At 55.7% G+C, this 12167-nt stretch carries 12 protein-coding genes and 1 pseudogene; 1 reads left to right on the top strand and 12 read right to left on the bottom strand.

What is annotated here, in order from left to right; genetic code table 11:
- Window positions 1-9: 9 nt before the first annotated feature.
- From recO to rseD, 11 genes and pseudogenes are all read right to left on the bottom strand, one after another.
- Complete coding sequence (recO, locus tag K7R23_RS13935) at window positions 10-720, bottom strand: DNA repair protein RecO (RefSeq protein WP_012906688.1); 711 nt, start codon at window positions 718-720, stop codon at window positions 10-12.
- Window positions 721-731: 11 nt separating this feature from the next.
- On the bottom strand, window positions 732-1637 hold the full coding sequence (gene era, locus K7R23_RS13930; protein WP_012906689.1) for a GTPase Era: 906 nt from the start codon (window positions 1635-1637) through the stop codon (window positions 732-734).
- On the bottom strand, window positions 1634-2314 hold the full coding sequence (gene rnc, locus K7R23_RS13925) for a ribonuclease III (RefSeq protein WP_012906690.1): 681 nt from the start codon (window positions 2312-2314) through the stop codon (window positions 1634-1636). Before rnc ends, era begins: the two co-directional genes overlap by 4 nt.
- 274 nt (window positions 2315-2588) lie before the next feature.
- Window positions 2589-3563 carry a signal peptidase I gene (gene lepB / locus K7R23_RS13920; RefSeq protein ID WP_012906691.1) on the bottom strand — a complete coding sequence of 325 codons (975 nt, stop codon included), beginning with the start codon at window positions 3561-3563 and terminating at the stop codon, window positions 2589-2591.
- A gap of 16 nt (window positions 3564-3579) precedes the next feature.
- Entirely contained in the window at window positions 3580-5379 is a 1800-nt protein-coding gene (lepA, locus tag K7R23_RS13915; protein WP_012906692.1) for a translation elongation factor 4, read from the bottom strand.
- 258 nt (window positions 5380-5637) lie between these two features.
- On the bottom strand, window positions 5638-6531 hold the full coding sequence (locus K7R23_RS13910; protein ID WP_012906693.1) for a dihydrodipicolinate synthase family protein: 894 nt from the start codon (window positions 6529-6531) through the stop codon (window positions 5638-5640).
- Between the two features lie 128 nt (window positions 6532-6659).
- A complete protein-coding gene (gene rseC / locus K7R23_RS13905; protein ID WP_024132775.1) occupies window positions 6660-7139 on the bottom strand; it encodes a SoxR-reducing system protein RseC in 480 nt (159 codons plus the stop codon).
- Window positions 7136-8092, bottom strand: a complete 957-nt coding sequence (gene rseB, locus K7R23_RS13900; protein WP_012906695.1) for a sigma-E factor regulatory protein RseB — start codon at window positions 8090-8092, stop codon at window positions 7136-7138. Before rseB ends, rseC begins: the two co-directional genes overlap by 4 nt.
- On the bottom strand, window positions 8092-8742 hold the full coding sequence (gene rseA / locus K7R23_RS13895; protein WP_012906696.1) for an anti-sigma-E factor RseA: 651 nt from the start codon (window positions 8740-8742) through the stop codon (window positions 8092-8094). The genes rseB and rseA overlap by 1 nt, the downstream gene beginning before the upstream one ends.
- A 31-nt stretch (window positions 8743-8773) precedes the next feature.
- On the bottom strand, window positions 8774-9349 hold the full coding sequence (gene rpoE, locus K7R23_RS13890; RefSeq protein ID WP_012906697.1) for an RNA polymerase sigma factor RpoE: 576 nt from the start codon (window positions 9347-9349) through the stop codon (window positions 8774-8776).
- Window positions 9346-9511: pseudogene (rseD, locus tag K7R23_RS13885) on the bottom strand (rpoE leader peptide RseD). The gene rpoE and the pseudogene rseD overlap by 4 nt, the downstream one beginning before the upstream one ends.
- A gap of 262 nt (window positions 9512-9773) precedes the next feature.
- On the opposite strand from rseD, the gene nadB reads away from it, so the two are divergent.
- Window positions 9774-11396 carry an L-aspartate oxidase gene (gene nadB / locus K7R23_RS13880; RefSeq protein WP_012906698.1) on the top strand — a complete coding sequence of 541 codons (1623 nt, stop codon included), beginning with the start codon at window positions 9774-9776 and terminating at the stop codon, window positions 11394-11396.
- On the opposite strand, the gene trmN is transcribed toward nadB, so the two are convergent.
- A complete protein-coding gene (trmN, locus tag K7R23_RS13875) occupies window positions 11381-12118 on the bottom strand; it encodes a tRNA(1)(Val) (adenine(37)-N(6))-methyltransferase TrmN (protein WP_012906699.1) in 738 nt (245 codons plus the stop codon). The two genes, nadB and trmN, sit on opposite strands and share 16 nt — an antisense overlap.
- Window positions 12119-12167 lie beyond the last annotated feature (49 nt).

Genomic DNA, 12167 nt, shown 5'->3' with positions numbered 1-12167 from the left:
CTCGTTTTTTTATTTTCGCTTTGGCATAAACTGCCGGAATAATTCGCGGCTCTTTAAGGGTTTCCCACCAAGATACGGCTTCAGCGCTATGCGGGTAAAGCGTTTCGCGGCGCGCAGGGTATCGGCATCGGGAAAGTCACGTTCCGCCAGCGCCCGCAGCTCTCTTCCGGTAAAGGTGCTGTTATCGATTACCACGCTGGCGATAAATCCTTTTTCTTCACGGTAGCGGTAGGTCATGGTGTCATCCACCGGCTCACCGCTGCCCGCGCAGTGAAGAAAGTCCACGCCATAGCCGAGGTGACCAAGCAGCGCCAGTTCGAAACGTCGCAGCACCGGTTCCGGCGTGCCGGAAACGCCCGCCAGCGCCTGGATGCAGTGCAGATAATCAAAGAAGAGCGCGGAAAATCGCGTTTCGTGCTCCAGCACGCGGGCGAGTAATTCGTTGACGTACAGACCGCTGTACAAGGTGATGCCGCTCAGGGGCAGCGCCAGCGACACCGCTTCGGCGTTGCGAAGCGTTTTGACTTCGCCGCGCCCGCCAAAACGGACCAGCAGAGGGGTGAAAGGCTGAAGAGCGCCTTTCAGATTCGAACGTTTTGAGCGCGCGCCTTTGGCGACCAGACGCACGCGGCCGGACTCTTCCGTGAAGACGTCCAGCATCAGGCTGGTTTCGCTCCACGGACGACTATGCAGGACAAACGCGCGCTGCCATCCATCCACGTAGCGTTAACTCAGAGGTCGTCGACATAACCGAGACTGCGCAGCGCACGCTCGTCGTCGGCCCAGCCTGATTTCACTTTCACCCACAGCTCAAGGTGAACCGGGGCTTCAAACATCTCCTGCATATCTTTCCGCGCTTCGATGCCGATGGTTTTGATTTTGGCCCCTTTGTTGCCAATCACCATCTTCTTCTGCCCTTCGCGCTCAACGAGGATCAGCCCGTTGATATCGTAGCCGCCGCGTTCGTTCGACACGAAGCGCTCGATCTCGACGGTTACCGAGTAAGGCAGCTCCGCGCCGAGGAAGCGCATCAGCTTTTCACGGATAATCTCGGAGGCCATAAAGCGCTGGGAACGATCGGTGATGTAATCTTCCGGGAAATGGTGAACCGCTTCCGGCAGGTGCTTGCGCACGATACCGGCGATGGTATCGACGTTCATCCCGGTTTCCGCGGACATCGGCACGATGTCGAGGAAGTTCATCTGGCTTGCCAGGAACTGCAGATGCGGCAGCAGATCGGCCTTCTCCTGCACGTTATCCACTTTGTTCACCGCCAGGATCACCGGCGCTTTGCCGTCGCGCAGCTTGTTGAGCACCATCTCGTCGTCCGGCGTCCAGCGCGTGCCTTCAACCACGAAGATCACCAGCTCAACGTCACCGATGGAGCTGCTGGCCGCTTTGTTCATCAGGCGGTTGATGGCGCGCTTCTCTTCCATATGCAGGCCCGGCGTATCGACATAGATTGCCTGATAAGCCCCTTCGGTATGGATGCCGACAATACGGTGGCGCGTGGTCTGCGCTTTCCGGGAGGTGATCGAGATCTTCTGCCCGAGCAGCTTATTTAACAGGGTGGATTTACCCACGTTCGGCCGTCCGACGATGGCGATAAATCCGCAGTAGCTTTTGTCTTCGCTCATTCCAGCTCCAGTTTTTTCAGCGCCTGTTCGGCGGCAGCCTGCTCCGCCTTACGACGGCTCGAACCTGTGCCAACCACCGGTTCACTCAGGCCGCTGACCTGGCAGTGGATAGTAAATTCCTGATCGTGCGCTTCGCCACGAACCTGCACCACCAGATACGACGGCAGCGGCAGGTGGCGACCCTGCAAATATTCCTGTAAACGCGTTTTAGGATCTTTTTGCTTATCGCCCGGACTGATTTCATCCAGACGGGTCTGATACCAGTTGAGGATCAGCTTTTCAACGGTCTGAATGTCGCTGTCGAGGAAGACCCCGCCAATTAACGCTTCTACGGTATCGGCCAGGATAGACTCACGACGGTAGCCGCCGCTTTTCAGTTCACCCGGTCCCAGGCGCAGACATTCGCCCAGATCGAATTCACGGGCCAGCTCCGCCAGGGTATTCCCCCGCACCAGCGTCGCGCGCATACGGCTCATATCCCCTTCATCCACGCGCGGAAAACGGTGATACAGCGCATTCGCAATCACGAAACTTAAAATTGAGTCGCCAAGAAACTCTAAACGCTCGTTATGTTTGCTGCTGGCACTGCGGTGGGTTAATGCCTGCTGCAACAACTCCTGATGAGTAAAAGTGTAGCCCAGCTTCCGTTGAAGCCGATTAATTACGATGGGGTTCATGCGATACCAATAAATAAATGCGTCAACAATTCAGCACACGAAACAGACCTGATATACAGCGTATTCCGCCAGCCGTGTTACACCGGCTGCAATACGTTTACATAGGGGAACCAACGCTGTTTCGTGTGCCGTGGCGACCAACAGCCGCCAGCCTTAAACTTCGGGGGAATATTCTATACACAACGACAGGGGATGTCGTTAGCCTGGACGGAATTATCGAATAAATAATTCACGTTGCCGCCGCCAGGACGACAACGTGAACGATTAACGACGGTTAATGGATACCGCCAATGCGGCTCAGGCGAACGCCGGTCGGCCATTCACCTTCCTGCTTATCGAAGCTCATCCAGATAGCGGTCGCTTTACCTACCAGGTTCGCTTCCGGTACGAATCCCCAGTAACGGCTGTCGGCGCTGTTATCGCGGTTGTCGCCCATCATGAAGTAGTGTCCCGGCGGGACGATCCACGTTGCCAGCTGTTGCCCCGGCTGACGGTAATACATCCCCACCTGATCCTGGGCAATCGGCACGGTCAGAATGCGGTGCGTTACCTCGCCAAGCGTCTCTTTACGCTCGGCAAGACGAATGCCGTTCTCTTTGGTTTCGTTCTGCGGCACCTCGAAAAAGCCGCTGCTGGCCTCGCCGCCGTTACGCCGCTTGAAGGTCTGCACGAAATCGCTCGGCTCAACGTCGCTATAGGTGACCGGCAGCGCGTTGCCGCACGCCTGACCAGAGCGGCATCCCGGCTGAATGGTGACCTCTTTGGCGATCGGATCGTAAGTCACTTTATCGCCCGGCAGTCCAACGGCCCGCTTGATGTAGTCCAGCTTCGGCTCGTCCGGATATTTAAAGACCACAATATCGCCGCGTTTCGGGTGTCCGGTTTCAATCAGGGTTTTCTGGTAGATCGGATCTTTAATCCCGTAGGCGAATTTCTCCACCAGGATAAAATCGCCGATTAACAGCGTCGGCATCATCGAACCTGACGGGATCTGGAAAGGCTCGTAAATGAACGAACGCACCACCAGCACAATCGCCAGCACCGGAAATACCGACGCGCCGGTTTCCAGCCAGCCCGCTTTCGGCGCCACTTTTTTCAGCGTGGCGTTATCCAGCGAATCGCCGGTCGCAGCCTGCGCCGCCGCCTGACGTTCCCGACGTTTGGGCGCGAAAAAGAATTTATCGACGCACCATAAAACGCCCGTTACCAGTGTGGCAATCACCAGAACCAGGGCAAACATATTCGCCATGCCAACTCCTTAAGGATTATTTGCTGTCTTTACCGACATGCAGAATGGCGAGGAACGCTTCCTGAGGCAGCTCGACGTTACCGATCTGCTTCATACGCTTCTTACCTTCTTTCTGCTTCTGCAGCAGCTTTTTCTTACGGCTGATATCGCCACCATAGCACTTCGCCAGCACGTTTTTACGCAGTTGCTTCACGGTGGAGCGCGCAATAATGTGCGTGCCGATGGCTGCCTGAATCGCGATGTCGAACTGCTGGCGCGGGATCAGCTCCTTCATCTTCTCCACCAGCTCACGACCACGACTCTGAGAGTTGCCGCGGTGAGTGATCAGCGCCAGCGCGTCGACGCGTTCGTTGTTGATCAATACATCAACACGCACCATGTCGGAAGCCTGGAAACGTTTAAAGTTGTAATCCAGCGACGCATAGCCGCGCGAGGTGGATTTCAGACGGTCGAAGAAGTCAAGCACTACTTCCGCCATCGGGATTTCATAGGTCAGCGCCACCTGGTTACCGTGGTAGACCATGTTGGTCTGCACGCCGCGCTTCTCTACGCACAGGGTGATGACGTTGCCCAGATAAGCCTGCGGCAGCAGCATATGGCACTCGGCGATCGGCTCGCGCAGTTCATAGATGTTATTCAGCGGCGGCAGCTTGGACGGACTGTCGACGTAAATCACCTCTTTAGCCGTGGTTTCCACTTCGTAAACCACGGTCGGCGCGGTGGTGATCAGATCCAGGTCGTATTCGCGCTCCAGACGCTCCTGAATGATCTCCATGTGCAGCAGCCCCAGGAAGCCACAGCGGAAACCAAAGCCCAGCGCGGATGAACTTTCCGGCTCATAAAACAGGGAGGCGTCGTTCAGGCTCAGTTTGCCAAGCGCGTCACGAAAGCCTTCATAGTCGTCGGAGCTGACCGGGAACAGACCGGCGTAAACCTGCGGTTTCACCTTTTTAAAGCCCGGCAGCGCTTTTTCCGCCGGGTTACGGGCCAGCGTTAAGGTATCGCCCACCGGCGCGCCGTGGATGTCTTTGATGGCGCAAACCAGCCAGCCGACCTCGCCGCATTTCAGCTCGCTACGGTCAACCTGCTTCGGCGTGAAGATGCCCAGACGATCGGCGTTATAGGTCTGGCCGGTACTCATTACCTTCACTTTGTCGCCTTTACGCATGGTGCCGTTTTTAATACGCACCAGCGACACGACGCCGAGATAGTTATCAAACCAGGAGTCGATAATCAGCGCCTGCAGCGGGCCTTCCGGATCGCCTTCCGGCGGCGGAATATCGCGCACCAGACGCTCCAGCACGTCGGTAACGCCGACGCCCGTTTTCGCCGAGCAACGCACGGCGTCGGTGGCGTCAATGCCGACAATGTCTTCAATTTCTTCGGCCACGCGCTCAGGATCGGCGGCTGGCAGGTCAATTTTGTTGAGAACCGGCACCACCTCGAGATCCATTTCCATCGCGGTGTAGCAGTTCGCCAGGGTCTGCGCTTCCACGCCCTGCCCGGCATCCACTACCAGCAGCGCGCCTTCACAGGCGGCGAGCGAACGGGAAACCTCATAGGAGAAGTCGACGTGGCCCGGCGTGTCGATAAAGTTAAGCTGGTATGTTTCACCATCAGAGGCTTTGTAGTCGAGCGTTACGCTCTGCGCTTTAATGGTAATACCGCGCTCACGCTCCAGATCCATCGAGTCGAGAACCTGCGCTTCCATTTCCCGGTCAGACAGGCCACCGCAGATCTGGATAATACGGTCAGACAGCGTCGATTTACCGTGGTCGATGTGAGCAATAATGGAGAAATTTCTTATGTTCTTCATATATATGAACTTTTTAACTCGCTATGCTGATAAGTTGTTCTTGATGGACACAGCGGTGGACATTCCACAATAACTACCCCATCAACGACTGGCGTGCATATTACACTGTAGCGCCGAAATCGTCAGCATACGATGTTGCCCGAATCTTTCCCGATGCGGAAATGGCGACGGGTGCGGGCGAACGGTTTGAACAGAGACATCAGTACGCTTCATGTTTTTCATGACGTCGTATTTGGTTATTGCTATGGCGCTGAAATATCAGTTCAAAAAATTCAGATGATTAAGGATATTCTCCAGAGACGCTCTTTTCTCGCCAGTCAGCGACTGAAGCGGGAATGGCAGGCAGGGAGAAGGCACAACGCCGAGGATTTCTGCAACAGAGGCAATGACCCGCAGACTTCCATAATGACGGTAAAACGTCCACAGAGGTTCAAGGGCCTCATTGAGATGATGCGTTTCGTTGATATCTCCGCTTAATGCAGCCTGAGCCAGACGCTTTGAATAGCGAGGGAACACGCCTCCCAGTACGGAATACCAGACGCTACAGCCTGCCATCATGCCCGCAGCAGACTGCGTATCGCCACTGATCCCAATCGTGACGCCTTCAGATACGCGTTTTTTAAGATTCTCAACTCTGCGCGATGCCGCATTACAGTCCGCAGGGAAATCACCTAATTTTATGGAACCAACCCTGGGCAGAGATGAAAGAGAAACCAGTAACTCATCGGTAAATTCGAAGCCGGTTGTCGCCGCATTATCATAAATACACAGCGGGACGGAGAGTTCAGACGTAATCCGCTGATAAAAATTAAAAACTTCATCAGCACTGAGTTTCTGATAGGAGACCGGGGCAAGTAAGACACCGCTGACTCCTGCTTTTTGCGCATCTTCTGCCAGCAGCAGTACTTCTTCGGCCCGGACGTGCCCGATGCTGGTTATCACCGGAATATCAGCAGCGGCGCTTACCGCGAGCTTAGTCGCTAAGTATCGTTGCTTTCGTGTCAGGTAAGCATAACTTCCCGTGGACCCCAACGCACCTATCGAATCCACGCCTGCGTCCACCAGGTTCTCAATCAATGAAGTAAAGGATTTCTCTTCAATTTCTCCGCCCGAGAGAGGCGTAAGAGGGAATGCGCTCAGTCCCTTAAACATTTCAGACCCCTTATAAAAATCGTTATGGCAATGATTAAGCCAGACTGTCGCATTTTTATACCAGAATGCGAAGTTAGTTATCATTTTTTTAACAAAATATTTTTATGCGGAAAGGCTTAGGGAGCGTCTTAGCGGGAGACATCGGATGAAGTGGCATCGACGCGGACAAGATCGGGCGGGAGCGCGACGCTAAGGATGACCGGCTGCCATGACTCGCGCCCGGCAAGCTTGCGGGAAAAAGCGCGGGCAATCAGAAACCCGCCGACGCCGCCCAGCACCGCGCCGCTCAGGGCAGCGAGATCGCTGCCAAACAGAACCTGAAACAGCGAGGCGATCAAAAATAACCCTGCCAGCGGCGAAAGATAGACGAGCATCGCAGAGCCCAGCAGGCTGCCTTCCGCAATGCCCAGTTCGACCTTTTGTCCGGGAAACAGCGGCTCCGCAGAGGGCACAACGAGCGTATGAGTGGTCTGCGGCCCCAGCTTGTTGAGCACGCGGCTGCCGCAGCCGACGCGTGAAGCGCAGCTGCTGCACGACGCTTTTACATCGCAACTGACCAGCGCCTCGCCCTGTTGCCACGACACGACGGTAGCCCACTCTTTAATCATTGCACGCTTCCAAATTTAATGGTGTCGGCAATACGCTTCGCCGTTTGCGGCGGCAGTTCGCCCACGATGGTAATTTCTGCGTTATCGCGCACGCTGGTGCTGACGGTTCGACGTCCGGTGCGCAGCATCTGATCGGCGCTGGCCGCCGTAGCCCGGTTCACATTAACGGAGAAACTGAACAGACCGTCAGAGTAGAGGCGCGACTCAATCGGCATATTATCCATCGTCGGCAGCGGTCTGCGGCCGCTGGAAACCTCGCTAAAGCCTTTCGGCAGCCAGGTTGGCGTCCAGTTGAACTTCGTCTTTTCACCGGCAGGAACAGAAAGCAGCGGCGGCAGATTGGCCTTTGCCAGCATCTGCATGCTGTTGCCGACGTTCGGATTGACGGTAAAGGCGATCACCCGAAATTGCTCTAACGTTTCGCCATCGCGATCGAGGAGATCGACGCGCATCGGCAGTTTGGTTTCGGTATCCATCCAGACGATATAGCTGTAACGCGTACCGTCACGCGCCACGACGCGAATCACTTCGCACAGGCGATCGGCAATACGGGTGCGGCCCACGGAGATAAAATCATACCAGGGGGCAAGACGCTTGAAGTCGGTATAGATCAGCGATGGCAGGGAGTCGACAATGTAGTCGCCGTTCAGGGTGAACGGTTCGAGTCCGGGTTCGAAATAGCTGATTTCGTTACCACGCTGGACCACTTCGCGACGCGGCCCATCCATTTGCAGCAGCTGCGCAAGCGGGCGATTGTCGAGGCGTGCGTGGCGATAGCGTAAAGATTCAACGCCCTGTTTGGTGATGCTGACGAATGACAGCTCGTAATTGAGTGACTGGCTGGCCACATTCATCTGCTGCAATAACGCCCCGGACGCAGCATTGGCCGAGGCGTTAACAGAGAAGAACAGGCTACCTGCCACAAGTGACATGGCAAACCAAAGTTGCTTCATTACTGCGATTGCGTTCCTAGAGTTTGAATTCCTGGCACCTGCACAGCGGCTTGCTGTGTTTGCGCCTGCTCAAACTGAAGCTGTTCGGAGTGCAGTCGGCGTTGCAGTTCGTAATCCTGCAACATGGCATTGATGCGACGACGCTGCTCCTGTACCTGCTGCTGTTGCCCGCTGTTAGCGGTGGCGTCAGAAGGTACTCCCAGGCTAACCGGGCTGGCTTTGCCCATCATCGGCAGAGTGTTGAATACCGGCGTTTCAGGCTGCTGGGACGTTTCAGATTGCCCATTATAGTGCTGGACACCAACGATAACTGCAAGCGATACGCACGCCGCGACGCCCATTTGGGTAAGCTGCGCCGCCCACGGACGCACTTTTTTCCAGAACGGCATTTTCTGCCACTGGTGCGGCGCGGGCTGGGCCTCTGGAATCAATGGTGCCGTCTGGCGTACCGGCTCATCTGCAATGGCGGCCATAACGCGGGCGGAAATGTCGAAATGAAGCACGTCAGGCGTGTCACCCCGCATTGAATCGCGGATCAGGTGGTAGCCTTCCCAGGTTTTTTGCATTTCCGGGTGGTGAGCCAGCTCTTTGAGCAGTTCACTATCCAGCGTTTCACCATCCATTAAAGCGGAAAGTTGTTCTTTCTGCATGCCTAATACCTTTTCCAGTATCCCGCTATCGTCAACGCCTGATAAGCGGTTGAACTTTATTATCAATAGCTTCCCGCGCCCGGAAGATGCGCGAACGCACTGTACCCACCGGACAATCCATAATGGCGGCTATCTCTTCATAGCTCAAACCATCCAGCTCCCGTAAGGTAATGGCCATACGTAAATCTTCCGGGAGGGACTCGATAGTACGGAAAACTATCTGTCTCAGCTCTTCTGACAACATTAAGTTCTCAGGGTTCGAAATTTCTTTCAGCGCGCCGCCACTTTCGAAGTTTTCCGCTTCATTGGCATCCACATCGCTGGATGGCGGACGACGTCCCTGAGCGACCAGGTAATTCTTCGCAGTATTGACCGCAATACGATACAACCAGGTATAAAAAGCGCTATCTCCCCGGAACGAGTCCAGCGCGCGATAGGCTTTAATAAATGACTCTTGCGCCACATCAGGCACGTCACCTGACGGCACATAGCGGGAAACCAGACTCGCCACCTTATGCTGGTAGCGCACCACCAGTAAATTAAAGGCTTTCTGATCTCCCTTCTGGACCCGTTCAACCAGGACCTGGTCCGTTAACTGCTCGCTCATCCGAGGTAAGGTCTCCCCAAGCCAAATTTCCACGCGTTCGCGAAACGCCACTCCATTAGCTGCACTGTGAGCAAGCAACAGGTTAGAGTGTCTTGTTTTTGTAAAGTTCCGTTACGCATCTGTTTTTTGTGTGTCATGTTGTAGACGGTCATTCTCTCTCATTATAAGTCTACAAGGACTTAACAACGCATTATCTCTACAGAAATGCGCATAAACCGGTTGCAGAGTACCCCAAAGGCCGCTTTATTTCACCCTCTAATCTGAAGCTTACATCCCGTCACGCAAAATATATCCGTAAGTGAACTTTTCGTTGCGCCGCGCGCGATTGTTTAGCCACCTCAACAGCGGTGAAAATAAATCGTGCTGAAACACGCAAGATGGTGCTATGCTGCGCAAACAGTGTTTAGTAAATTAAACAAAGATCATGAAAACCACCCCTGAACTTTCTTGTGACGTGTTAATCATTGGCAGCGGGGCTGCCGGACTCTCTCTGGCGCTGCGTCTTGCCGAAAAACACCAGGTCATTGTCCTGAGTAAAGGCCCGGTCAGCGAAGGCTCCACTTTCTATGCCCAGGGCGGCATTGCCGCCGTTTTTGATGAAACCGACAGCATCGCTTCGCATGTGGAAGATACGCTTATCGCCGGCGCCGGCATTTGCGATCGTCACGCGGTGGAGTTTGTCGCCAGCAACGCCCGCAGCTGCGTGCAGTGGCTGATCGATCAGGGCGTTCTGTTCGATACGCACGTCCAGCCTAACGGGGAAGCGGGCTATCATCTGACGCGCGAAGGCGGCCACAGCCACCGCCGTATTCTTCACGCCGCAGACGCCACCGGCAAAGAGGTGGAAACCACGCTGGTCAGCCGGGCGCAAAATCACCCGAATATTCGGGTGCTGGAGCGCAGCAACGCCGTCGATTTAATTATCTCGGATAAAATTGGCCTGCCGGGTACGCGCCGGGTGGTTGGCGCCTGGATCTGGAACCGTAATAAAGAGACGGTGGAAACCTGTCAGGCAAAGGCGGTTGTGCTGGCGACCGGCGGCGCGTCGAAGGTGTACCAGTACACCACCAACCCGGATATCTCTTCCGGCGACGGTATCGCCATGGCCTGGCGCGCCGGATGCCGCGTCGCGAACCTCGAGTTTAATCAGTTCCACCCTACCGCGCTGTACCACCCGCAGGCGCGTAATTTTCTGCTCACCGAAGCGCTGCGTGGCGAAGGCGCGCATCTGAAACGCCCGGACGGCACGCGTTTTATGCCGGACTTCGACGAACGCGGCGAGCTGGCGCCGCGGGATATTGTCGCCCGCGCCATTGACCATGAGATGAAGCGCCTGGGGGCAGACTGCATGTTCCTCGACATCAGCCATAAGCCGGAAGCGTTTGTCCGCCAGCATTTCCCGATGATCTATGAAAAGCTGCTCGGCCTTGGGATCGACCTGACGAAAGAGCCGGTGCCCGTGGTCCCTGCCGCGCACTATACCTGCGGCGGCGTGATGGTGGACGACTTTGGTCGTACCGACGTTGACGGCCTGTATGCCATTGGCGAAGTAAGCTATACCGGCCTGCACGGCGCGAACCGGATGGCGTCCAACTCGCTGCTGGAATGCCTGGTATACGGCTGGTCAGCGGCGGAAGATATCGACCGGCGGATGCCCTACGCCCGTCGCATCGGCGCGCTTCCGGCCTGGGATGAAAGCCGCGTGGAAAATCCCGACGAACTGGTGGTTATCCAGCATAACTGGCACGAGCTGCGTCTGTTTATGTGGGACTACGTCGGCATTGTGCGCACCACGAAGCGCCTTGAGCGCGCTCTGCGGCGCATTACCATGCTGCAGCAGGAGATCGATGAGTACTACGCCAATTTCCGCGTGTCGAACAATTTACTGGAGCTGCGTAACCTGGTGCAGGTCGCCGAGCTGATTGTGCGCTGCGCAATGATGCGCAAAGAGAGTCGCGGTCTGCACTATACGCTGGATTATCCGGAGCTGCTGGCCGAATCAGGTCCGTCGATTCTCTCGCCGCTAAGCGTTCACATAAACAGGTAGAACGCCTGGGTCAGCGCCGTGTAACTTTCCGAGTAACGCTGGTCTGGCCCACGAATCACCACCCTGTCAGAGAAGCATTCTCCCTTTTTTGGCGAGAAGGCTAACAGTACCCGATGCGGCAAACGCGCTTCGGTTTCCGCAACGTCCGTGCGCAAGCGCAAATGCCAGCCCATTTCGCTCGCCTGCTGTGTAAAGGCGCCGCCGGATTGCTCCGGCAACACCACGCAGAGAAACCCTTCCTCAGTAATCAGTTCCGCCGCGGTCGCCAGCAGCGTGGGATGATCCAGCGAGGTTGTGTAACGCGCCTGCTCCCTCTGCGGCGTGGCGCATTCAACGCCCTGCGCATAATAAGGCGGGTTGCTGATGATCAGATCAAATTTGCCGGTTTGCCGCGCGGCCCAGTGCTGTATAGCTCCGGTATATACCGATACCCGATCCGCCCACGGCGATCCGGCAACATTCTCCTGCGCCTGGGCGGCTGCTTCATCGTCCAGCTCAACGGCATCAATGATGACGCTTTTATCGGTACGCTGGGCCAGCATCAGCGCCAGCAGGCCGCTGCCCGTACCGATATCAAGGATCCGCTTTACCCCGGCCACCGGCGCCCATGCGCCTAACAGAATGCCGTCCGTTCCGACTTTCATTGCACAGCGATCGTGCGCGACAAAAAACTGTTTAAACGTAAATCCATTACGACGCAGAACGGATGTAGACTGGGGCATGAATAAAAACCTTGCACGAAAAACGGCAACAGCGCCGGATGAAAACAAT

The organism is Citrobacter rodentium NBRC 105723 = DSM 16636, assembly GCF_021278985.1.
GTDB lineage: Bacteria > Pseudomonadota > Gammaproteobacteria > Enterobacterales > Enterobacteriaceae > Citrobacter_A > Citrobacter_A rodentium.
The sequence above is the reverse complement of the archived record's forward strand: the minus strand, read 5'-3'. Positions and strand labels throughout refer to the sequence as shown.